The organism is Serratia aquatilis (assembly GCF_044865145.1).
Taxonomy (GTDB): Bacteria; Pseudomonadota; Gammaproteobacteria; order Enterobacterales; family Enterobacteriaceae; genus Chania; species Chania aquatilis.
This window is the reverse complement of the sequence record NZ_CP173186.1, coordinates 1,380,328-1,403,666: the sequence shown is the minus strand read 5'-3', so window position 1 is coordinate 1,403,666 and position 23,339 is coordinate 1,380,328. Positions and strand designations below refer to the sequence as shown.

The 23,339-nt window shown below is 51.0% G+C and carries 22 protein-coding genes, 2 tRNA genes and 1 rRNA gene; 9 read left to right on the top strand and 16 right to left on the bottom strand.

Going from position 1 to position 23,339, the window contains the following annotated elements; translation table 11 throughout:
- Positions 1–202 precede the first annotated feature (202 nt).
- The 4 genes from SAQUA_RS06340 to gmhB all read right to left on the bottom strand — a co-directional run bounded on the left by SAQUA_RS06340 (position 203) and on the right by gmhB (position 3,066).
- Positions 203–278 (bottom strand) — tRNA-Ala (locus SAQUA_RS06340).
- Positions 279–404: 126 nt separating this feature from the next.
- Positions 405–481 (bottom strand) — tRNA-Ile (locus SAQUA_RS06335).
- Between the two features lie 75 nt (positions 482–556).
- A 16S ribosomal RNA gene (locus SAQUA_RS06330) occupies positions 557–2,099 on the bottom strand.
- Between the two features lie 403 nt (positions 2,100–2,502).
- Positions 2,503–3,066 carry a D-glycero-beta-D-manno-heptose 1,7-bisphosphate 7-phosphatase gene (gmhB, locus tag SAQUA_RS06325; protein ID WP_380673883.1) on the bottom strand — a complete coding sequence of 188 codons (564 nt, stop codon included), beginning with the start codon at positions 3,064–3,066 and terminating at the stop codon, positions 2,503–2,505.
- A 188-nt stretch (positions 3,067–3,254) separates the two neighbouring features.
- Between gmhB and metN the strand changes: the two genes are divergently transcribed.
- The 6 genes from metN to proS all read left to right on the top strand — a co-directional run bounded on the left by metN (position 3,255) and on the right by proS (position 8,884).
- The gene (gene metN / locus SAQUA_RS06320; protein WP_380673884.1) at positions 3,255–4,286 is read left to right on the top strand and encodes a methionine ABC transporter ATP-binding protein MetN; all 1,032 of its coding nucleotides are present in this window, start codon (positions 3,255–3,257) and stop codon (positions 4,284–4,286) included.
- Positions 4,279–4,932, top strand: coding sequence for a methionine ABC transporter permease MetI (locus SAQUA_RS06315; RefSeq protein ID WP_380673885.1), 654 nt, complete (start codon positions 4,279–4,281; stop codon positions 4,930–4,932). The genes metN and SAQUA_RS06315 overlap by 8 nt, the downstream gene beginning before the upstream one ends.
- 73 nt (positions 4,933–5,005) lie before the next feature.
- Entirely contained in the window at positions 5,006–5,821 is an 816-nt protein-coding gene (locus SAQUA_RS06310) for a MetQ/NlpA family lipoprotein (protein WP_380673886.1), read from the top strand.
- 116 nt (positions 5,822–5,937) lie between these two features.
- Entirely contained in the window at positions 5,938–6,342 is a 405-nt protein-coding gene (gene rcsF, locus SAQUA_RS06305; RefSeq protein ID WP_380673887.1) for an Rcs stress response system protein RcsF, read from the top strand.
- On the top strand, positions 6,339–7,046 hold the full coding sequence (gene tsaA / locus SAQUA_RS06300) for a tRNA (N6-threonylcarbamoyladenosine(37)-N6)-methyltransferase TrmO (RefSeq protein WP_380673888.1): 708 nt from the start codon (positions 6,339–6,341) through the stop codon (positions 7,044–7,046). Before rcsF ends, tsaA begins: the two co-directional genes overlap by 4 nt.
- A gap of 119 nt (positions 7,047–7,165) precedes the next feature.
- Complete coding sequence (proS, locus tag SAQUA_RS06295) at positions 7,166–8,884, top strand: proline--tRNA ligase (protein WP_380673889.1); 1,719 nt, start codon at positions 7,166–7,168, stop codon at positions 8,882–8,884.
- Positions 8,885–8,965: 81 nt separating this feature from the next.
- On the opposite strand, the gene nlpE is transcribed toward proS, so the two are convergent.
- From nlpE to SAQUA_RS06280, 3 genes are read right to left on the bottom strand one after another with little or no spacing between them, the layout of a single operon-like run.
- A complete protein-coding gene (gene nlpE / locus SAQUA_RS06290; protein WP_380673890.1) occupies positions 8,966–9,652 on the bottom strand; it encodes an envelope stress response activation lipoprotein NlpE in 687 nt (228 codons plus the stop codon).
- 46 nt (positions 9,653–9,698) lie between these two features.
- Positions 9,699–10,112, bottom strand: coding sequence for an alternative ribosome rescue aminoacyl-tRNA hydrolase ArfB (gene arfB / locus SAQUA_RS06285; RefSeq protein WP_380673891.1), 414 nt, complete (start codon positions 10,110–10,112; stop codon positions 9,699–9,701).
- A 3-nt stretch (positions 10,113–10,115) separates the two neighbouring features.
- Positions 10,116–10,664, bottom strand: coding sequence for a YaeQ family protein (locus SAQUA_RS06280; RefSeq protein WP_380673892.1), 549 nt, complete (start codon positions 10,662–10,664; stop codon positions 10,116–10,118).
- A 211-nt stretch (positions 10,665–10,875) separates the two neighbouring features.
- Between SAQUA_RS06280 and SAQUA_RS06275 the strand changes: the two genes are divergently transcribed.
- From SAQUA_RS06275 to rof (SAQUA_RS06265), 3 genes are all read left to right on the top strand, one after another.
- The gene (locus SAQUA_RS06275) at positions 10,876–11,076 is read left to right on the top strand and encodes a YaeP family protein (protein WP_380673893.1); all 201 of its coding nucleotides are present in this window, start codon (positions 10,876–10,878) and stop codon (positions 11,074–11,076) included.
- On the top strand, positions 11,063–11,326 hold the full coding sequence (rof, locus tag SAQUA_RS06270; RefSeq protein WP_380673894.1) for a Rho-binding antiterminator: 264 nt from the start codon (positions 11,063–11,065) through the stop codon (positions 11,324–11,326). The genes SAQUA_RS06275 and rof (SAQUA_RS06270) overlap by 14 nt, the downstream gene beginning before the upstream one ends.
- Before the next feature lie 187 nt (positions 11,327–11,513).
- Positions 11,514–11,777, top strand: a complete 264-nt coding sequence (gene rof / locus SAQUA_RS06265) for a Rho-binding antiterminator (RefSeq protein WP_380673895.1) — start codon at positions 11,514–11,516, stop codon at positions 11,775–11,777.
- Positions 11,778–11,855: 78 nt separating this feature from the next.
- Here the strand turns inward: rof (SAQUA_RS06265) and SAQUA_RS06260 are convergent, their stop codons facing one another.
- From SAQUA_RS06260 to lpxA, 9 genes are all read right to left on the bottom strand, one after another.
- Positions 11,856–12,170 carry a c-type cytochrome gene (locus SAQUA_RS06260; protein WP_380673896.1) on the bottom strand — a complete coding sequence of 105 codons (315 nt, stop codon included), beginning with the start codon at positions 12,168–12,170 and terminating at the stop codon, positions 11,856–11,858.
- 22 nt (positions 12,171–12,192) lie between these two features.
- The gene (gene tilS / locus SAQUA_RS06255; RefSeq protein WP_380673897.1) at positions 12,193–13,500 is read right to left on the bottom strand and encodes a tRNA lysidine(34) synthetase TilS; all 1,308 of its coding nucleotides are present in this window, start codon (positions 13,498–13,500) and stop codon (positions 12,193–12,195) included.
- An 81-nt stretch (positions 13,501–13,581) separates the two neighbouring features.
- Positions 13,582–13,971 (bottom strand): VOC family protein, encoded by a 390-nt coding sequence (locus SAQUA_RS06250; protein WP_380673898.1) that lies wholly within the window; start codon positions 13,969–13,971, stop codon positions 13,582–13,584.
- Positions 13,972–14,013: 42 nt separating this feature from the next.
- Entirely contained in the window at positions 14,014–16,158 is a 2,145-nt protein-coding gene (locus tag SAQUA_RS06245; RefSeq protein WP_380673899.1) for a lysine decarboxylase LdcC, read from the bottom strand.
- A 106-nt stretch (positions 16,159–16,264) separates the two neighbouring features.
- Positions 16,265–17,224 (bottom strand): acetyl-CoA carboxylase carboxyl transferase subunit alpha, encoded by a 960-nt coding sequence (accA, locus tag SAQUA_RS06240; protein ID WP_380673900.1) that lies wholly within the window; start codon positions 17,222–17,224, stop codon positions 16,265–16,267.
- A 12-nt stretch (positions 17,225–17,236) separates the two neighbouring features.
- A complete protein-coding gene (gene dnaE / locus SAQUA_RS06235; protein ID WP_380673901.1) occupies positions 17,237–20,725 on the bottom strand; it encodes a DNA polymerase III subunit alpha in 3,489 nt (1,162 codons plus the stop codon).
- A gap of 82 nt (positions 20,726–20,807) precedes the next feature.
- Positions 20,808–21,401: a ribonuclease HII gene (gene rnhB / locus SAQUA_RS06230; protein ID WP_380673902.1), complete on the bottom strand. Its 594-nt coding sequence runs from the start codon at positions 21,399–21,401 to the stop codon at positions 20,808–20,810.
- On the bottom strand, positions 21,398–22,546 hold the full coding sequence (gene lpxB, locus SAQUA_RS06225; protein WP_380673903.1) for a lipid-A-disaccharide synthase: 1,149 nt from the start codon (positions 22,544–22,546) through the stop codon (positions 21,398–21,400). Before lpxB ends, rnhB begins: the two co-directional genes overlap by 4 nt.
- Before the next feature lie 3 nt (positions 22,547–22,549).
- The gene (lpxA, locus tag SAQUA_RS06220) at positions 22,550–23,338 is read right to left on the bottom strand and encodes an acyl-ACP--UDP-N-acetylglucosamine O-acyltransferase (protein WP_380673904.1); all 789 of its coding nucleotides are present in this window, start codon (positions 23,336–23,338) and stop codon (positions 22,550–22,552) included.
- Position 23,339 lies beyond the last annotated feature (1 nt).

Below are 23,339 nucleotides of genomic sequence, written 5' to 3'. Positions count from 1 at the left end.
CCCGAAGGTGTCTTTCGACGCACTTCGTGCTGTAAACATTTGAGAGACTCTCTGACAGGTTAGTTCTTATCTCAATAGTTCTACGGAGAGATAAGTTTCAGCTGTCAGGTTTCAATTTTCAGCTTGTTCCAGATTGTTAAAGAGCAAAATACTTCGCAGCATACTGTTGCCAGTACACTCTGAAGTATTATCAAGGACTATATGGTGGAGCTAAGCGGGATCGAACCGCTGACCTCCTGCGTGCAAGGCAGGCGCTCTCCCAGCTGAGCTATAGCCCCATACGTCCGTGCAGATACCTTTGATTACCACTCGTAAAAGAGTTAATTCTTTCTCAGACAAGGCGCGATCTCGCGACGCATATTGAAATATGCGAGTGAGGAAGCAACGCAGTATGAGGAAGAATTTGGTAGGCCTGAGTGGACTTGAACCACCGACCTCACCCTTATCAGGGGTGCGCTCTAACCACCTGAGCTACAAGCCTATAAAGGTATTTCTGCTCGTTACTTTTTCATCAGACAATCTGTGTGGACACTGCACTCAACTGCATATCTTTAGGTAAGGAGGTGATCCAACCGCAGGTTCCCCTACGGTTACCTTGTTACGACTTCACCCCAGTCATGAATCACAAAGTGGTAAGCGCCCTCCCGAAGGTTAAGCTACCTACTTCTTTTGCAACCCACTCCCATGGTGTGACGGGCGGTGTGTACAAGGCCCGGGAACGTATTCACCGTAGCATTCTGATCTACGATTACTAGCGATTCCGACTTCACGGAGTCGAGTTGCAGACTCCGATCCGGACTACGACATACTTTATGAGGTCCGCTTGCTCTCGCGAGGTCGCTTCTCTTTGTATATGCCATTGTAGCACGTGTGTAGCCCTACTCGTAAGGGCCATGATGACTTGACGTCATCCCCACCTTCCTCCGGTTTATCACCGGCAGTCTCCTTTGAGTTCCCACCATCACGTGCTGGCAACAAAGGATAAGGGTTGCGCTCGTTGCGGGACTTAACCCAACATTTCACAACACGAGCTGACGACAGCCATGCAGCACCTGTCTCACGGTTCCCGAAGGCACTAAGCTATCTCTAGCAAATTCCGTGGATGTCAAGAGTAGGTAAGGTTCTTCGCGTTGCATCGAATTAAACCACATGCTCCACCGCTTGTGCGGGCCCCCGTCAATTCATTTGAGTTTTAACCTTGCGGCCGTACTCCCCAGGCGGTCGACTTAACGCGTTAGCTCCGGAAGCCACGCCTCAAGGGCACAACCTCCAAGTCGACATCGTTTACAGCGTGGACTACCAGGGTATCTAATCCTGTTTGCTCCCCACGCTTTCGCACCTGAGCGTCAGTCTTTGTCCAGGGGGCCGCCTTCGCCACCGGTATTCCTCCAGATCTCTACGCATTTCACCGCTACACCTGGAATTCTACCCCCCTCTACAAGACTCTAGCTTGCCAGTTTCAAATGCAGTTCCCAAGTTAAGCTCGGGGATTTCACATCTGACTTAACAAACCGCCTGCGTGCGCTTTACGCCCAGTAATTCCGATTAACGCTTGCACCCTCCGTATTACCGCGGCTGCTGGCACGGAGTTAGCCGGTGCTTCTTCTGCGAGTAACGTCAATGAATGGTGCTATTAACACCAAACCCTTCCTCCTCGCTGAAAGTGCTTTACAACCCGAAGGCCTTCTTCACACACGCGGCATGGCTGCATCAGGCTTGCGCCCATTGTGCAATATTCCCCACTGCTGCCTCCCGTAGGAGTCTGGACCGTGTCTCAGTTCCAGTGTGGCTGGTCATCCTCTCAGACCAGCTAGGGATCGTCGCCTAGGTGAGCCATTACCCCACCTACTAGCTAATCCCATCTGGGCACATCCGATGGTGTGAGGCCCGAAGGTCCCCCACTTTGGTCCGAAGACGTTATGCGGTATTAGCCACCGTTTCCAGTAGTTATCCCCCTCCATCGGGCAGTTTCCCAGACATTACTCACCCGTCCGCCGCTCGCCGGCAAAGTAGCAAGCTACTTTCCGCTGCCGCTCGACTTGCATGTGTTAGGCCTGCCGCCAGCGTTCAATCTGAGCCATGATCAAACTCTTCAATTAAAAGCTTGATTTGCTGCAACTTGTGCAGCGATGCTCGAAAATTAACTTTCGTAATAATTCATTCGCATGAATTACTGCTTGGTCACTCTTCAAGACTTGATATTTTTTTGCTGCCGAAGCAGCTGGATATCGTCTTGTGAGTGCCCACACAGATTGTCTGATAAATTGTTAAAGAGCAGTGAGTTACGCGCTTCCGCTTGCTAACTCGAGGTGGCGTATATTACGCTTTCCTCTTGCAGAGTCAACCTCATTTTCAGGTTTTTTCTCTGCTGACTTCGGAAGCCTTGTGAAGTGATTCACATGTTCCGTGTCGATGGAGGCGCATTATAGGGAGCGGCTTCAGAATGACAAGAGATAATATTCACTTTTCTGCTGACCGCTCACTATTCACACACAATGCCTGTTAAACCCGCTTTTTAATCGCTTCCGGCAAGTCTTGCAGACTATTTAGCACCCAATCTGCCGCCTTCTCACCTTCTTCAGTCACTGGCTTGCCTGTTCGCACCAATACTTTGGTTCCTACGCCAGCTGCTGCGGCTGCTTGCATGTCTTCTATTTTGTCGCCAACCATATAAGAAGCTGCCAGATCGATATTCAACTCTTTTTGCGCCTGCAACAGCATACCGGGTTGTGGTTTTCGGCAATCACAGGCTTGGCGGTATTCTTCCGCTACCGCGTCAGGATGATGTGGACAAAAATAGATACCGTCGAGATCGACATCACGATCGGCCAATGACCAGTCCATCCACTCAGTCAGGCGCACAAACTGGTCTTCGCTAAATTTGCCGCGCGCAATACCGGACTGATTGGTGACCAGCACCAATGCAAAGCCCATTTTTTTCAGTTCACGGCATGCGTCAATCACACCATCTATAAATTGGAAGTCGTCTATTTCATGGACGTACCCATGATCGATATTAATCGTGCCGTCACGATCTAAGAATATTGCTGGAACGCGTTGTGTCACCGGTATGCTCCTGAAGACCTGAAAACCTGCACAGTATCGCATGTTTTAGCAAAGACTGAGAACGGTGAAGAATAGCGTTGACGTTGACTTAGACGTCTAGACGCCTTAACATCTGACTCTATACCTTGGCTCTAGCCAAGGTTTACTTTTATCTAGCCACGGGCAACAACGCTAAAAATAAGAAGAATATGATTAAACTTTCTAACATCACCAAAGTGTTCCAGCAGGGGGCTCGCACCATCAGTGCGCTCTCCGACGTGTCTCTTCACGTTCCTGCCGGGCAGATTTATGGCGTTATCGGGGCGTCAGGTGCCGGTAAGAGTACGCTGATCCGTTGCGCCAACATGCTTGAGCGCCCCACGTCAGGCACCGTTCTGGTCGATGGGCAGGAACTGACTTCTCTGTCTGAAAGCGAACTGACGCGTGCTCGCCGTCAGATTGGTATGATCTTCCAACACTTTAACCTGCTCTCTTCACGTACAGTGTTTGGCAACGTTTCCCTGCCGCTGGAGTTGGACAACACGCCTCGTGCTGAAATCAAAAAACGTGTCACCGAGTTACTGGAACTGGTCGGTTTGTCGGATAAACATGATGCTTACCCAGCCAACCTTTCAGGTGGACAAAAACAACGCGTGGCAATTGCTCGCGCCTTGGCTAGCAACCCCAAGGTTCTGCTCTGCGATGAAGCAACCAGCGCGTTGGACCCGGCGACTACGCGTTCTATTCTGGAACTGCTGAAAGATATTAACCGCCGTCTGGGGCTGACTATTCTTTTAATCACCCATGAAATGGACGTGGTTAAACGTATCTGCGATCAGGTTGCAGTTATCAGCCAAGGCCAATTGATTGAAAAAGACAGTGTCAGTGAAGTGTTCTCGCATCCCAAAACACCGCTAGCACAGCAATTTATTCAATCCACACTCCATCTGGATATTCCTGATGATTATGCCAAGCGCATGGTTTCTGAGCGAACCGGTGGCCTTCAGCCGCTGCTTCGGCTGGAATTCACCGGTCAATCGGTGGATGCTCCACTATTATCCGAGGCTGCCAGGCGCTTCAACGTGAATAACAATATTATCAGTGCGCAAATGGACTACGCGGGCGGAGTGAAATTCGGCGTGATGCTGGCTGAGTTGCACGGCACCGACGAAGATGCACTGGCGGCAATCAAGTTCCTGCAGGAAAATCAGGTAAAAGTAGAGGTTCTAGGTTATGTCTGAGGCAATGATGTGGTTAATGGCGCGTGGCGTGTGGGAAACTGTCACTATGACCTTTGTCTCCGGCTTCTTCGGTTTCGTCCTTGGCTTGCCAGTCGGCGTACTACTATATGTTACCCGCCCCGGGCAGATTATTGCCAATAGCACCTTATATAAGGCATTGTCCGGGCTAGTAAATATTTTCCGTTCCATCCCGTTCATTATTTTACTGGTATGGATGATCCCATTTACCCGTATCATTGTTGGTACGTCTATTGGCTTACAGGCGGCCATCGTCCCTTTAACCGTGGGAGCAGCGCCATTTATTGCCCGTATGGTCGAAAATGCTCTGTTGGAGATCCCATCAGGTTTGGTTGAGGCAGCACGAGCCATGGGTGCAACCCCCATGCAAATCATCAAGAAAGTATTGTTGCCTGAGGCGTTGCCTGGTTTGGTGAACGCAGCCACCATCACATTGATTACCCTGGTAGGCTATTCTGCGATGGGCGGTGCCGTCGGCGCTGGCGGTTTAGGTCAAATTGGTTATCAGTATGGTTACATTGGTTATAACGCAGCAGTGATGAATACGGTATTAATATTACTGGTCGTTCTGGTCTACCTGATTCAGTTCTGTGGCGACCGGATTGTTAAAGCAGTTACACATAAATAGTTTTTACCGCAACGCGCTTCAATTTGCCCAGCGGCGAGCGCGAAACCTAAGCATGCTCAATAGAGGAAGGGATATGTCGTTAAAATTTAAATCCATCGCGGCAATCGGCGCACTGATCGGTACTCTGGCTCTCGCAGGCTGCGGTCAGGACGAAAAAGACCCGAACCATATCAAAGTAGGCGTTATTGTTGGCGCCGAGCAGCAAGTTGCCGAAATGGCGCAGAAAGTAGCAAAAGAGAAGTATGGTCTGGACGTTGAATTGGTGACATTCAACGACTATGTTTTGCCAAACGAAGCATTGAGCAAAGGTGATATAGACCTGAACGCTTTCCAACACAAACCCTATCTCGATCAGCAAATTAAAGATCGCGGCTATAAACTGGTTTCTGTTGGTAACACCTTCGTTTACCCAATTGCCGGTTACTCTAAGAAAATCAAATCTCTGGACGAACTGCAGGAAGGTTCACAAGTCGCGTTGCCTAACGATCCAACCAATCTGGGCCGTTCGCTGTTACTGCTGGAGAAACAAGGTCTGATTAAGCTAAAAGAAGGTGTTGGCCTGTTGCCAACCGTGCTGGATGTCACTGAGAACCCTAAAAACCTGAAACTGGTTGAGCTGGAAGCGCCACAATTACCGCGCTCGCTTGACGATCAGCAAATCGCATTAGCCGTCATCAACACCACTTACGCCAGCCAGATTGGTTTGACGCCAGCGAAAGACGGCCTGTTTGTGGAAGATAAAGAATCACCTTACGTCAATATCATGGTGGCTCGCGAAGACAACAAAGATGCAGAAAACGTCAAGAAATTCGTGCAAGCGTATCAATCTGACGAAGTTAACGAAGCTGCCAACAAGATTTTCAACGGTGGTGCAGTAAAAGGCTGGTAATCTTTCATCAGCTATTTTTCTGATTAAAATAAGACGGGCCGCTCAGGCCCGTCTTGTTATTTCTACAATAGATTGCTTCAATAGCGCCACTTTTTATATAAGTTAGGGGAATTTCAATGCGTGTTTTACCTCTCTGTATGTTAGTGCTTGCGTTGGCTGGTTGTTCTACGCAGCATACCGCCCCATCCACAACAAACAGCGCCGCCCCCCAGAAAGCCCTTGCACCGGAAGGAACGGCTCCGGTAGCCCGTCAAGTACCAGCAACCCTATACAGAAGTGCAGAAGAATTAGTGGGTAAACCGTTCCGAGATTTGGGAGAAGTTTCTGGTAGCGTCTGCCAGCTCACCGTTCAAGATCCACCACCAAATCTGGCAACCGCGCGCAGGCTGATGCAAGTCCGTGCTTCACAGATGAATGGAAACGCCGTATTACTGCATGACTGCCAGATGATCAGGGGTTTAGCTGGCTGTTACCAACAGGCCATTTGCCAAGGTTCTGCGCTTAACGTTTCGCACAAATGAGCGAGTTTATCTTTAACCAGATTGGCACCATACGCTCACCATACAAAGAAAAGTTCGCGGTTCCCCGCCAACCGGGGTTAGTTGAGGATGGTAACGGCGAACTGGTGCTGCTGCCGCCCTACAACCAGACAGAGGCTGTTCGCGGCCTCGGTGAGTTTAGCCATATTTGGGTGATGTTTATTTTCCATCAAACTATGGAGGGTGGCTGGCGCCCAACGGTACGGCCTCCCCGTCTGGGGGGCAACGCTCGCATGGGGGTGTTTGCCACGCGATCGACCTTCCGCCCTAACCCACTGGGTATGTCGCTGATCGAACTGAAAGGTATACGCACCCAGGGAAGCGAGGTTGTGCTGGAGTTAGGTAGCCTCGATCTGGTTGACGGCACACCGGTAGTGGATATCAAACCTTACTTGCCGTTTGCCGAAAGCCATCCACACGCACGAGCCGGGTTTGCTCAAACCGCGCCCGCTGGTGATATGCAGGTATGCTTTTCTGCACGAGCGGAAGAACAACTACAACAACAGCTACGTCGTTATCCCAACCTGCGGCGCTTTGTGACCCAGGTTCTGGCTCAAGACCCTCGCCCTGCCTATCAAAAAGAGCAAGAAAGTAGCCGGCAATATGCGGTATGGTTGTTGGAGTTTAATGTGCGTTGGCGGATCGTTGGGGATCAAACAGAAGTGTTATCGCTTGATACTCGTTAAAATTCCACCCACTCTCTTTTGACAACTGGCTTGCGCTGGTAAACTAAACCACTTTTAAAAACTTTTGTTACCGCCCTGGTAGCACGAAGAAATTTGTAGTTCTAACGGAACCAAACACCATGCGTACTAGCCAATATCTGCTCTCCACTCTGAAGGAGACACCTGCCGATGCCGAAGTGATCAGCCACCAACTGATGCTTCGTGCCGGGATGATCCGCAAGCTGGCCTCCGGTCTTTATACCTGGTTGCCAACCGGCCTGCGTGTTCTCAAGAAGGTTGAAAATATCGTTCGCGAAGAAATGAACAATGCTAATGCGATCGAGGTTTCCATGCCGGTAGTCCAGCCTGCCGATCTGTGGCAGGAAAGTGGTCGCTGGGAGCAGTATGGCCCAGAGTTACTGCGTTTTGTTGATCGCAGTGAACGCCCCTTTGTGCTTGGCCCAACACATGAAGAAGTAATCACCGATCTGATCCGCAACGAAATCAGTTCTTACAAGCAGCTACCGTTGAACTTCTTCCAAATCCAGACCAAGTTCCGTGACGAAGTTCGTCCACGCTTTGGTGTTATGCGCGCACGTGAATTCCTGATGAAAGATGCCTATTCATTCCATACTACTCAGGAGTCTCTGCAGGCAACCTACGATGCAATGTTCGATGCCTACAGTAAAATCTTCAACCGTATGGGGTTGGATTTCCGCCCGGTACTCGCAGATACCGGCTCCATCGGTGGCAGCGCATCACACGAATTCCAGGTGCTGGCAGACAGTGGGGAAGACGATATCGTATTTTCTACTGATTCAGACTATGCCGCCAATATAGAACTGGCAGAAGCAGTGGCGCCAGCCAATCAGCGCGGTGCCGCGACGGAAGAGTTGCGGATTGTCGACACGCCAAATGCCAAAACCATCGCCGAACTGGTTGAGCAATTCCAGTTGCCGGTAGAGAAAACGGTGAAAACCCTGATGGTTCACGCTCATGAAGAGAGTGGTCACAAGCTGGTTGCCCTGTTGGTCCGTGGCGATCACGCACTGAATGAAATCAAGGCAGAAAAGCTGCCACAAGTGGCGGTTCCCCTCACCTTCGCCTCTGATGAGGAGATCCGTGCGATCGTTGGCGCAGGCCCTGGTTCTCTTGGCCCACTAAACCTGCCAATGCCGGTGATTATCGATCGTAGCGTAGCCGCTATGAATGATTTCGGTGCTGGTGCCAACATCGACGGGAAACACTACTTTGGCATCAACTGGGAACGCGACCTGCCGCTGCCACAAATTGCCGATATTCGTAACGTGGTTGAAGGCGATGCCAGCCCAGATGGTAAAGGGACGTTGTTGATCAAGCGTGGTATCGAAGTTGGCCACATTTTCCAACTGGGTACCAAATACTCGGAAGCAATGAAGGCTACCGTGCAGGGTGAAGATGGCCGCAATCAGGTGCTGACCATGGGATGCTACGGCATTGGCGTCAGCCGCGTGGTTGCCGCAGCGATCGAGCAGAACCACGACGAGCGTGGCATTATCTGGCCGGACGCGATTGCCCCGTTCCAGGTTGCCATTCTACCAATGAATATGCACAAATCATTCCGCGTGCAAGCACTGGCTGAAGAGCTGTATGACACGCTGCGTTCACACGGCATCGACGTTATTCTTGATGACCGTAAAGAACGCCCAGGCGTGATGTTTGCCGATATGGAACTGATCGGCGTTCCTCACTCCATTGTCATTGGCGATCGTAACTTAGACAGTGAAGAAATCGAGTACAAAAACCGCCGTATTGGTGAGAAGCAGATGATTAGAACCAGCGATATCGTAGATTTCCTGTTGGCGCAAATCAAACGCTGAGATTATCAGTAGCGATAAAAAACACCCTGTCATGCAGGGTGTTTTTTTATTGATTAAAAATGCGTTTTTATCCCGGTAATATCACTGACCACAGCTTTGCTTGCGATCAAATACAACTTTACCGCCAGGTTCAGGCACCAACGCTTTTTGCGTCCGCCCTTCTTCCATAGAAGGTTGCACACTGAAATGACCATTCAACATCAGGAATACCGGCTCTCCAGGCGCACCGCGAGCCTGAAGATAGCCCTTCTCCAACGCGATATTGTTCACAACCGGGAAGGTTTTACCGGTGGCACAATCCTGGAATACCGCAGCATCGGCCATGTAGGTATAAAGCCCTGTCAACGGCATCGGCGTTTTGGGCAACGATTTAGTCACCGCAGACAAGACATAATTGAGCTTTGACTCAATCGGCAAACCATTCTGATCGAGCATTTGCAGGTCTTTGCCTATCGGCCGGAAATAGCGTTTATCACCGTTAGCGTCTGTCAGAACCAGTTTATCGGCAGTACGCGCCCACTGGCCATGGCTGGCAAAAGTTTGATCCCCATTCTTGGTTCCGTTGTAGGTTTCCTGCAAGACGAATGTTCCGTCCACATCCAGGAAAAGTGATGTATCCAGCCCACTACAGTCGGCACAAGGCAATACGCCTTGATAACTCTGTTGCATCGGCTGAAGTGACTGCTCTTTAGGCTGGTATTGATTGTTGCATCCCAGCAATAAAAGGGCTCCTGCTGCAAAAAACAGGGCAATCGTAATTTTCTTCACACATATTCTCCTGCTGTGTTCCATTTCTACTACACAGAGTAGTGCCCTAAGGATGAACCTTGCCGCGCAGCGCTTTGGTTACACCTTTGCGTACCTTACCTTCCAGACGGCGTAATTTAGCCCCTCTGCTGGGTTTGGTTGCCCTACGCGGCTTTTCAATCACCATCGCTTGTTGGATCAAGGCTACCAGACGGGCCAACGCCGCCTCACGATTCAATTCCTGACTGCGATATTCCTGCGCTTTGATAATCACCACACCCTCTGCAGTTACCAGGTGATGATTCAACGCCAGCAGTCTTTCCTTATAATACTCTGGCAGGCTGGATGCCCGTATGTCAAAGCGCAAATGAATCGCTGTAGAGGTTTTATTCACGTGCTGTCCGCCAGCACCTTGAGCACGGATCGCCGTCAATTCTATTTCATGGTCAGCTATAGCTACATTTTTTGACAGTTCTACCACGGGTTATCCCTGCGCCTGCTGCCATTCGGTGAATTGAATTTCCAGACTATTCTTATCATCAGAAAGCCAGATTGTCCCTTCCTGCAGCGTTGCCTGCAGTGACATATTGCGGCTGGCCAATGCTGCTAGGCGGGACAATTGTTCATCATCGAGAAAACGAATGCTTAGGTTTTTGTGGTTTGCTACCTTGCTTTGCATAGACTGCCACCAGACATGCCCGGCACGTTCACCATAGGCATAAAGCATCACTCTAGGTGATTGATTACAGGCTTTTTTAATCCGTTTCTCATCAGGAAGCCCCAGCTCAATCCACATTTCCAGCCCGTTATGGTCGTTGCGCTGCCAGATTTCCGGTTCATCTTCCGCACTCAAGCCCTTGGTAAATATCAGGCGTTCATCGGCATGACAAATCCACGCCAACAGGCGCAGCATCATACGCTGCTCTGTTTCTGAAGGGTGTTGAGCCAATGTAAGCGTTGTATCGTGGTAAAAATGGCGATCCATATCAGCGATATTGACCGTGGCTTTGTAAATTGTTGCTTTAAGCGCCATGGGTAACCTCATTATTTGCAGGTGACAGTGTACTTGATAAGCTCGGTCTACAGCCAGCACAAGGGGTAGCAGCACGCAATGATAGCTAATAAGAGGTGCTAATAACTCCATAGCACCTGTGATATAGTCGACTACAATTGGATTTAACCCCAAGTATCTTTGCCCGGTCACTTTTTTGGCAATAAGGCAGAGGTTCCCAAGGGAGGAAGCTGTGCAGCAATACTGTGAGTTAGTACGCCGTTTTTACGCCGAGATCGGCAGTGGGGATCGAGGCTATGTGCCTGATGCACTTGCATGTGTCTTGAAGGCATTGGACGAGGTTGCAGCGAATAGTGCGCTGCCGTCCTCCGTTAGGGAACAGGCGGCATTTGCCGCCGCTAACTTATTGGTGAGCGACTATGTTGATGAATGATGAGTACCAATCCATCAATTGCGATGACTATGAAAGCCTGGAACTCGCCTGTCAGCATAACTACATTCTGAAGCTAGAGTTACGCGACGGAGAGAAGTTTGAAGGCATTGCCACCGAGCTGAAATTTACCAAGGGCGTTGAGTACCTGATTGTCGATCAGTCTGGTAATGCCCTCAGCTTGCGTCTGGATCACATCCTCAGTTTCAGTCATCCGGAAATCGGTACCGTAGTCGTCAGCCTGTCGGACTGATTTTGCGGTAACGCCATCTCAATACCTAAAAATTTACAACGGGTATACAGGGCAGCCTAATGGCTGCCCTCGTCATTTATGGCTTCAAGCTAGCGTATTAGGAGTAACGACTACACTGTTTACGTAGGGCATTAGTGGGTTAAAACATAAGTTATTGATTTTAAAATTATTTATAATTGGAGACATTATGTTGATGAATGATGAGTATCAACCCATCAATTGCGATGACTATGACAACCTGGAACTCGCCTGTCAGCATAAACTGACTCTGAAGCTGGAATTACGCGACGGAGAAGTGATCGAAGCCAAGGCCGTCGATCTGCTGCAAAAAAAGCGTGTTGAATATCTGACGATCGAGTTAAATGGTAGCCAACGCGATCTAAGGTTGGACCATATCGGCAGTTTTAGCCACCCGGATATTGGTACCGTTGTCGTGAGTCTTTCCGACTGACAGCCTCGGTAACCCCATCTCTACAGGGCAGCGCAAGGCTGCCCTCGTCATTTCTGCGTCAACGTCAACGCTCACAGCCTAAGGTTTCAGACTGGCGTAATAAGCAGACAGATCGGCAATATCCTGGTCAGATAGCCCGGAAACAAAGGCTTTCATCACTTCGGCCTGCCCCCCTGAACGTTCGCCCTTTTTGTAGGCCAGCAGAGAGTGCTCAAGATACGCCGCATTCTGCCCAGCAAGATTCGGGTACAGCGGCACAGAAATTTTGCCATCGACTCCGTGACAGGCCATGCAGCGTGCTGACTTATCCTTGCCTGCCGCCGGATCGCCCGCAGCCAAAGCGGAAAAACTCAGCAATGCCGCCAGTGCTAAGGTCGGGTTCACAAATCTCATTCATCTTCCTCAAAGGTGGTGTTTACTTTTTCCAGCCAAGCTGCCAGCCCGGTTCCCCGTCAGGCACTCGCCCGTCTTCAGTCACAAATACCCCAACGGCAGCGATCAGCCGCTCACCATAGTAAATCAGTGGAATGCGTCCACGTTGCCACGGAGGGATCCCAAACTCCTGCCAGAGTTTCTTTATATGCCTCGAACCTGTTCGGCCAACAATACGCACTTTACCCCCGGCAGTAAAACGCACCTTGACCGCTTCATCAGCCTGCGGTGCTCGTATCAGGAACTCCCCTTCACCAGCGAACAGCGTGCCCAGCCCATCGGGTAATGCCAGCGGCGCGTCATTCATCCAGAGCAGTTCCCTACAGCTAAGATCTTCCATTATTGGCAACAGGTATAGACGCTGTCGGAAACGGCGAATCTGATAGTCACCGAGTTGCAATTGCGGTTCAGCATCTTCCCTGCTGAGGGCAACTTCATGCCAAAGCCTGTGCAAGCCGTCTCGCGCTGGCAGGGGCACGCCAAATAAGGCAATCCAACGGCGCAGTAACGCGTTGCGCTTTACCGCAGAGCAGTCCTGTAACCCGGTTATCGCCAACGCATTTTCCCGATCCAGCAATTGAGCCAATTGCTCTGCCAATAATTCATCGAGTAACCGCTCTTGCTCGGCACATAAACTGGCACTGCGTGCTGTTGCCGACGCAAAATGCGGCCAGCGCTCATTCAGTAAAGGCAGTATTTTCAGACGCAAGAAGTTGCGATCAAAACGGGGATCCTGATTGCTGTCATCTTCGATCCAACGGAGTTGATGCGTTTGTGCATGGTCTTCCAATTGTTTGCGCGAAATACCGAGCAGGGGACGCAACAGCGGGTTATTACCCAGATGGGTTTGCGCCGCCATGGCAGAAAGCCCCGCAGGGCCGCTACCACGCTTTAGAGCCAGCAGAAAGGTTTCACATTGGTCGTCAAGGTGCTGTGCAGTCAGCAGAGTTTCATCAGCAGACAGTGTCTCATGGAAAGCGGCATAACGTACCGCTCTGGCCGCTGCCTCTATTCCCCCGGAATGCCCGTCAAGCTTGACGTAATGCACCACCAGCGGTATCTGCCACTGCTCACACTGTTGCTGGCAATAGGCCACCCAATCATCGGCAAAACGACTCAGACTATGGTGAACATGCACCGCGCGTAGCGCGATATTCGGTTGCTGTTGACGCAAAAGCATCAGCAAATGTAACAATACAGTAGAATCCAGGCCGCCACTGAATGCCACCAGCAACTGGTTTTCAGCCCCCAATTGCTCGCTGATATGCGTAAGAAGTTGATTGTTTATCATTTATTAAGTAAGACATCCATCCGCATAACTGCGTGTAAAGTCAACGGACTACACTCAGGCCGTGACGCCCAGATTGCGCTTTCACAATTCATAAAGCTCGAGCGGCAATCCATCAGGATCGCTGAAAAAGGTAAAGCGGGACTGGGTGTAGGGATCGACCCTTAACGGTTCACAAGTGACACCCGCCTCCTGCAAATGCGCAATCGACGCTTCGATATCTTCAACACTGAACGCCAGATGGCGTAAACCACAGGCTTCCGGGCAGCTGATCCGCGCAGGCGGCGACGGGAAAGAAAACAGCTCAATCGTGTATTGACCATTCAAAGCCAAATCAGCCTTCCAAGAATCACGTTCTTCACGATAAAACTCTGCAAGTAAGGTAAACCCCAAGATGTCGCAGTAAAAATGCTTACTGGCGGCGTAGTCAGAGCAAATCACTGCTATATGGTGAACTTGCCGTAGTGCCAACATAAGTAGACTCCGTTGTTATTACTGGTGAAACTCATCACGTTATCAAGCGTCTGACGTTTTCAACACCTTGACCAGATAGCGCCCGTCTTCCGTCAGTTTTGCACCATGAATGTCGGTTTCGAAACCGGGGTAACGTTCGCCAATCGAACACAGCATCAACAGAAAATCAAGCACGGCACGGCTCTCTTCGGTGATCATCTCCCCCGGCATCACCAGCGGAACTCCAGGTGGATAAGGCAGGAGCATATTCGCGGCCACTTTGCCAATCAACTGGTCGATCTCACAGGTTTCAACATTGCCGCGAACCTGTTGTTGGAACATTTCATAGGGCGTGAGCTTCATTTCTGGTAACACGTCAAAAGCACGTAGCATCAAGCGCGGTAGATCATGCTGACAAATAAGCTGATGGATCCCGGCAGCCAGATCCTGAATGCGCATATGGCGGTAAAAATCCGGATCCTCGGCGTACAGATCCGGCAACATATTTTTCACGCGCAGATTAAGATCGTACGCGCGTTTGAAATCTATCAGCCCACGCAGCAAACCCATCGCTTTGGTTTTATCGATTCCGATACTGAACAGGAACAGCAGGTTATACGGACCGGTTTTTTCCACCACAATCCCCCGCTCATCCAGGTACTTGGCCACCAGCGCAGCTGGGATCCCTGAACTCTCCAACTCGCCCAGTTCATTCATACCCGGAGTCAGGATCGTGACCTTTATCGGGTCCAGATACATGTGGTTGCTATCGGTGCGGCCAAAACCATGCCAGTTATCATCCGGATCCAGCGGCCAGCACTTTGCCTCATCAACCACTTCCGGCTGCCAGATGTCGAAGAACCAACTGTCACTCTCATCACGCAGGCGCTGCATTTCACGGCGAAAATGTAGCGCGCGCTCCACCGAGCGGTGGATCATGCGCCGCCCAGGATTACCACGCAGCATCGCTGCTGCAGTCTCCATCGAAGCGACAATGCCGTAATGTGGCGAGGTGGTGGTATGCATCATGTAAGCTTCATTAAAGGTGTTTTCGTCATAATCACCCTTTATGTGGATCATTGAGGCCTGTGAGAATGCCGCCAGCAGTTTATGTGTCGACTGAGTTTCGTAGATCACTTTGCCAGCAATGCGATCGCCACTCATGCCACTTTTGCCCTCATAAATCGGGAGGAAATTGGTGTAAGGCACCCAGGCGGAATCAAAGTGGATCGAGGCAACATCCAGCGTCTGTTTGATGTAATCAGTGTTATACAACAGGCCATCGTAGGTTGAATTGGTGATCACCGCATGTACCGGCCAACTGGCATTGGCGGTTTCCGCTACTCGCTTGGTAATGCTTTCGCGAGTGAATTCGTGCTGAGGGATCCCCCCCAAGATGCCGTAGGCATTTCGCAACGGGCGCAGATAAATCGGCACAATGTCACACATCATCAGTAAGTGGCATAACGACTTGTGGCAGTTGCGGTCTATCAGCACCGTACTTCCTGCCGGTGACGAGTACATACCGACAATCTTGTTGGCAGTTGAAGTTCCGTTGGTGACCAGATAGCTCTGCTCGGCATTAAAAGTGCGGGCAATATATTCCTCCGCCTCCAGATGCGGCCCTGTGTGATCCAGCAGCGAACCCAACTCTGTCACCGAGATCGAGATATCTGCCTTTAATGTATTAGCGCCAAAGAAATCATAGAACAGGCAACCTACCGGGCTTTTCTGGAATGCAGTGCCAGCCATATGACCTGGCGTGCAAAAAGTGTATTTCCCCTCTTTCACGTAGGTGAACAGCGCCTTGGTCAGCGGAGGAGTAATAGTATCGATATATTCATCGGTATACTGGCGGATCCGTTGGGCAATATCATCGGCAGCATTCAGGCCATACTCAAAGAAATACAATACCATTCGCATTTCATGCAGGTTGACATCAAATGTCGAATGCGTATTGATGAACGCATACAGCGGCAGATATTCATTGAGATCGTTGATTTCGCTGCATAGCTCAAGACTGTAATCGTCCCAGTCGAAAACTACCCCGCAGATACGTGCATTGTGCTCAATCAGCTTTAACAGATCGCCACTGTTCTTCGGGTATACCAGCTGAAAACCCATTGAGGCCAATGCGCCGTGAAGTTCGCGGATGGGTTCGTCTTTATAATAAACGCCCGTCGGGCTCATGATCGCAATGATATTCATTGGGCTATTCCTATCAGTTAACTTTCTGTGTCGAGCAAGGTCACAAAAAAAAAATCCCCTGCCAGCATTAGCCGACAGGGGATCATATCGAACAGGCCACGCAGTATCAGCAGTAACCGTAGTTCATCAAACGCTGGTAGCGGCGGTTGAGCAACTCTTCATTACTCAGAACATCCAGATCTGCCAGATCCGCCAACAGTTGCGCCTTCAACGAAGCCGCCATTGCCGGTACGTCACGATGTGCAGAACCCAGAGGTTCAGGGATCACCGAGTCGATCAGCTTCAGTTCTTTCAGACGCGGCGCAGTGATGCCCATCGCTTCTGCGGCAATCGGGGCCTTGTCGGCACTTTTCCACAGGATCGAGGCGCAACCTTCCGGTGAAATAACCGAGTAGGTGCTGTACTGCAGCATATTCACTTTATCACCCACGCCAATCGCCAACGCGCCACCGGAACCACCTTCACCGATTACGGTACAGATCACCGGGATATTCAGGCGAGACATTTCACGCAGGTTGCGGGCTATCGCTTCAGACTGCCCACGTTCTTCCGCACCTACACCAGGGTAAGCCCCAGGGGTATCAATAAAAGTGATAAGCGGCAATTTAAAACGGGATGCCATTTCCATCAGGCGCAACGCTTTGCGATACCCCTCAGGTGCAGGCATACCAAAGTTGCGCCGGATTTTCTCTTTGGTTTCACGCCCTTTCTGATGACCTATGATCATCACCGGGCGGCCATCGAGGCGCGCAAGGCCACCGACAATCGCTTTGTCATCGGCATAGGCGCGATCGCCTGCCAGTTCTTCAAAGTCGGTAAAAATGTGTTTGATATAATCCAGGGTATAAGGGCGGCGCGGGTGGCGTGCCAATTGGGCAATCTGCCAGGCCCCAAGATCGGAAAAAATCTTGCGCGTCAGCTCAACGCTCTTTTCACGCAGGCGCTGAACCTCTTCGTCCAGATTAATATCTAATTTTTCGTCTTGACGGCTGACTGCAGTCAGCGAGTCAATTTTCGCTTCCAGCTCTGCAATCGGCTGTTCAAAATCAAGAAAATTCAGACTCATAGTATTCCTATTTTAGTCAAATTCCAGTTCCACCTGCTCATTACCTACCAAGGTCCGCAAGTCAATCAACAAACGGTCGGTCGGCGTTACACGCCAAGTTGCACCGAAGCGCAATCTTGCCCGTGCATCTTCCCGCTGATAGTAGAGATGCACTGGAATCGTCCCCGAGCGATGGGGTTCCAAAGACTGACGGAGACGGTTCAAAAGCTGGTCATCAATTTGCCTGTCCGTCAGCGAGATAGCAAGCCCACGAGCGTATTTTTCACGGGCCTCACTGATATCCATTAATTCGCGGGCCGTCATTTTAAGCCCACCGTTAAAGTCATCAAAGCTGACCTGTCCAGTGGCAATCAGGATACGGTCTTTTTCCAACAAATGCTGGTATTTTTCCAACGCATCGGTGAATAACATCACGTCAAGACGACCGGAGCGGTCATCCAACGAGCAAATACCGATGCGATTACCCCGTTTGGTCATCATTACTTTCGAAGAAACCACCAGCCCTACGGCGGTCGTCATTTTTCCCCGATCCGTCGGGTGCATATCTTTCAAGCGCTGGCCACCGGCATAGCGCTCAATCTCCTTCAGATACTGGGTGATCGGGTGGCCAGTGAGATAGAGCCCCAGCGTTTCACGTTCACCATCCAGTACCACTTGTTCCTGCCAACGCGGAACATTGGCATAAGACTGCTCAACCTGTTCAGGTGCTTCAGCCAATACACCAAACATGTCTGACTGACCAATCGCTTCAGCTTTGGCATGCTGGTCCGCTGCTTTAAGCGCATCCCCCAGGGAGTTCATTAACGCAGCGCGGTGCGGCCCAAGGCGATCAAACGCCCCGGACATGATCAGTTTCTCCAGTATACGACGATTCAGCTTCTTGATGTCGGAGCGCGCACACAGGTCGAACAGATCTTTGAAATATCCTTGCTCTCCGGTATTGCGAGCCTCGATAATGGCTTCAATCGGCCCTTCCCCTACGCCTTTGATTGCCCCAATACCGTAGACAATCTCACCTTCATCATTCACGTGGAAATGGTACTGCCCACTGTTGATATCCGGTGGCAGGATTTTCAAGCCCATCCGCCAGCATTCGTCCACCAACCCAACAACTTTATCGGTGTTATCCATGTCGGCGGTCATCACCGCGGCCATAAACTCTGCTGGATAGTGCGCTTTCAGCCATAGTGTCTGGTACGACACTAAGGCATAGGCCGCCGAGTGCGATTTGTTAAAACCGTAACCAGCGAACTTTTCTACCAGGTCAAATATTTTTACCGATAGTTCACCGTCGATGCCGCGCGCTTTGGCCCCGTCTTCAAAGCCGCCACGCTGCTTGGCCATCTCGACCGGGTTCTTTTTCCCCATCGCACGGCGCAACATGTCCGCTCCACCCAAGGTATAACCTGCGAGTACCTGGGCGATCTGCATCACCTGTTCTTGGTACAAGATAATACCGTAGGTCGGCTCCAGTACCGGTTTCAGCGACTCATGCTGCCACTGGATATCTGGGTAGGAAATCTCTTCTCGCCCATGTTTGCGGTCGATAAAGTTATCCACCATGCCAGACTGTAGCGGACCGGGGCGGAACAGCGCCACCAATGCGATCATGTCTTCGAAGCAGTCAGGCTTCAGGCGTTTAATCAGATCTTTCATGCCGCGTGATTCAAGCTGGAACACCGCTGTGGTTTCCGAGCGCTGCAACATGTCGAAACTTTTCTTGTCATCGAGTGGGATTGCCGCAATATCAATCGGCTCCAATCCACTCTTGGCACGGCGGGCATTAATCATCGCCAGTGCCCAATCAATAATGGTCAGCGTTCGCAGGCCTAGGAAGTCAAACTTCACCAGCCCGGCATATTCAACGTCGTTCTTATCGAACTGGGTTACAGGATGATTACCTTCAGCATCACAATAGAGCGGTGCAAAGTCAGTGATCTTGGTTGGCGCAATCACCACCCCACCCGCATGTTTCCCGGCGTTACGCGTAACACCTTCGAGTTTACGCGCCATGTCGATCAGCGCTCTAACCTCTTCATCTGCCTCATAAATTTCCGGCAGTTGCGGTTCGGCAGCGAAGGCTTTTTCCAGCGTCATGCCAGGATCGGGGGGAACTAACTTGGATATACGGTCAACGAAGCCATAGGGGTGCCCCAGAACACGGCCCACGTCGCGAATAACTGCTTTCGCCGCCATGGTGCCGAAAGTGATGATCTGCGACACCGCTTCGCGGCCATACATATCGGCCACGTGCTCGATCACCAGGTCGCGTTTCTCCATACAGAAATCGACGTCAAAATCGGGCATCGAAACACGTTCCGGGTTAAGGAAGCGTTCAAACAGCAGGTCAAATTCCAGTGGGTCAAGATCGGTTATTTTCAGCGCATAGGCGACCAGTGAACCGGCACCAGAACCTCGCCCAGGGCCGACAGGCACGTCGTTATCCTTCGACCATTGGATGAACTCCATTACGATCAGGAAGTAACCGGGGAATCCCATCTGGTTGATCACTTTGAGCTCAATATCCAGACGCTCGTCATACTCAGGACGACGCTGAGCACGAATTTCAGGATCCGGGAACAGGAATTCAAGGCGCTCTTCCAATCCCTCTTTGGATTTGGCCACCAGGAAATCTTCAGTGGTCATATCACCTGTGGGGAACTGAGGTAGGAAGTATTCACCAAGGCGAATAGTCACGTTACAACGCTTTGCAATTTCTACGCTGTTTAGTAGCGCTTCAGGGATGTCGGCAAACAGCTCGCACATCTCATCTTCGCTGCGCATGTATTGCTGCGGAGTATAATTTCGCGGGCGTTTCGGATCGTCCAGCGTGAAGCCATCATGGATCGCTACGCGGATCTCGTGGGCATCAAAGTCATCTTCCACCAAAAAACGCACGTCATTGGTCGCAACCACCGGTAACCCGTGTTCCGTTGCCAGTGCGACTGCAGCATGCAGGTAGTTATCTTCGTCTGCCCGACCGGTGCGGATCAATTCAAGGTAATAATTGTCTGGGAAGTATTCCTGATAAAACTCAAGGCATTGTTCTGCCTGAGCCTGATTACCACGCAGCATAAACTTACCGACATCACCCATCCGGCCACCAGAAAGCAGGATCAGACCGGCTCGGTGTTCAATCAGCCAATCCCGATCGATTGTCGGCCCAGCTGCACCATAGCCACGTTGATAAGCCTTGGAGATCAATAAGGTGAGATTCTGATAACCTTCATTATCAGCGGCAAGTACGGTCAGTTGCGCAAGCTCATCACCCAATACTTCGCTTTGCACATGGAAATCAGCGCCGATGATCGGCTTGATCCCAGCACCGTGAGCGCTGCCATAGAACTTTACCAAGCCACACAGGTTGGTGAAATCTGTGATCGCCAAAGCAGGCATTGCAAGCGCCGCAGCTCTTTTCACCAACGGGCCGATCTTGGCTAATCCATCAACCATGGAGTAGTCGCTGTGGACGCGAAGATGAATAAAACGAGGTTCGGCCATATCCAGATACCAAGATGTTGGGGTTCAGCTTAATGAACCTGGGTTAACTCGATTTTGCAGCCCGAAAGGGCCAGGAAGTTAATTACCGCTCCAGCGCCCGTCTTACCGGGGCAAAGCTACGACGATGATGCTTGGTTGCCCCCAACGCCGCCAGTCTTTCTAAATGAAACGCGGTGGGGTATCCCTTATGCTGGGCAAAGCCATATTCAGGGAACGACTGGTCCAGTTCGGTCATTTCGCGATCGCGTGTGACTTTAGCCAGAATAGATGCCGCACTGATTTCCGCAACCCGGCTATCACCTTTCACCACGGCCAACGAACGCATGGGTAATGTTGGACAACGGTTGCCATCAATCAACACCATGTCAGGTTCAATATGCAACCCTGCGACTGCACGCTGCATCGCCAACATGGTGGCATGCAAGATATTAAGTTGGTCGATCTCATTGGGCTCTGCACGCCCCAGACTCCAGGAGAGCGCGTTATCTACGATTTGGTCGTACAATGCCAAACGCCGTTTCTCGCTGAGTTTCTTTGAGTCGGCCAGACCCACAATGGGCCTCGCGGGATCGAGTATCACAGCGGCAGTAACCACTGCGCCTACCAAAGGACCTCTCCCCACTTCATCTACACCAGCGATCAACCGGGCAGAGGGGTAAACAAAGGGTTCTATCATGATACTGCCAGTTCCAATACAGCCTGAGCGGCCTGTTCATCGGCACCGCAGCGAATACTTTGGTGCAGTTCAAGGAAGGTCTGCCTCAACAGTGCCGTTTCCGGGCTCTCTTCCAGCAACGGTAATAGCGCAGCAGCCAACTTCTCCGGCACACAGTCGTGCTGCAACAACTCAGTGACGATTTCTCTTCCGGCAAGAAGATTCGGTAACGAAACATATGGGGTTTTCACCAGACGCTCCGCCAGCCAGAAAGTAAATGGCTTCATGCGATAACCCACGACCATCGGGCATTTGGCCAACATGCATTCCAGCGCCGCAGTACCCGAAGCAAGCAGCGCCGCATCACTGGCAATCATCGCCTCACGCCCTTTGCCATCCAGCAGATGAACGTGGAGTTCTGGTGCAACCTCAGCTTTTATTCGCTCGAACTGCTCACGCCGCTTAGCATTAACTAGCGGAACTACCACTTCCAGCTCTGGATAATGCTCGCGCAGTAAGCGCGCTGTCCTGAGAAAATCAGCGCTCAACATTTCCACTTCGGCACCACGGCTTCCGGGCAGCAGCGCCAGGCAGCGTGCATCAAGGGGAATACCTAGTATCTTGCGCGCGGCTTGCTTGTCTGGCTGCAATGGCATGGCATCCGCCATGGTATGGCCGATAAAGCGGCAGGGAACATTGAAACGATCGTAAAACGCTTTTTCGAAAGGGAGAAACGCTAGCACCAGATCGGTCGCTTTACCAATTTTGAAAACGCGCTTTTGCCGCCAGGCCCACACTGAAGGGCTGACGTAGTGAATAGTACGGATACCGCGTTGCTTGAGGCGGCCTTCGAGAGTGATATTGAAATCAGGCGCGTCAATGCCAACAAATACGTCAGGCTTCAATTCACTAAACCGGCGGGTAAGATCCTTACGGATCTTCAACAGGCGTGGTAAACGCTCGAGCACTTCTACCACTCCCATTACCGCCAGCTCTTCCATCTCATACCAGGCTTCACACCCCTCGGCCTGCATCAGCGGACCTGCAACACCAACGAAGCGTGCGTTAGGATGGTGGGCCTTGAGCGCACGGATTAATCCGGCGCCAAGAATATCGCCGGAAGTTTCACCGGCAACTAGTCCGATAGTCAATGGACGATTTATCATAGATCAGCGAATAATCCCACGGGTGGAACGCGCAAAGAAATCCATGAATTGCTTAAGCACAGGGTTTTCTTTCATCTGAGCTTCAATTTCTTCTTTGGCTTCATCCAGGGTTTTCTCACTGCGATAAAGAATTTTGTAAGCATTACGGATCGCTTGCATTTCATCCTTATCAAAACCACGGCGTTTCAGACCAACCGCGTTCACACCAAACGGTGTCGCGTGGTTGCCCTGAGCGATGACAAAAGGAGGTACGTCCTGAGCCACACCGGAACAGCCGCCAACCATTACATGGGCACCAATAACACAGAATTGGTGAATGGCGGTCATACCACCAATAATGGCGTGATCGTCAATTTCCACATGCCCGGCAAGCGTTGCGTTGTTCGCCAGCACACAGGAATTACCTACCACACAATCGTGGGCGATATGTACGTTGACCATCAGCAGGTTGTCATTGCCAACTTTGGTCACACCTGTACCTTGAGCGGTGCCACGGTGGATAGTTACGCTTTCACGAATGCGGTTACGATCACCGACTTCGACTTTTGTCGGTTCACCGGCATATTTCAGATCCTGATTCACTTCGCCGATAGAGGCAAACTGATAAATCTCGTTATCGCGGCCAATCCTGGTGATACCGTTCACCACCACGTGCGATTTCAGTACCGTACCCGCGCCGATTTCCACCTGGGATCCGACGTAACAGAAAGGACCAATGTGCACTCCAGCGTCAATTACAGCGCCTTGCTCAACGATTGCACTAGGATGGATAAAGGCGGTTTTATCAATCACG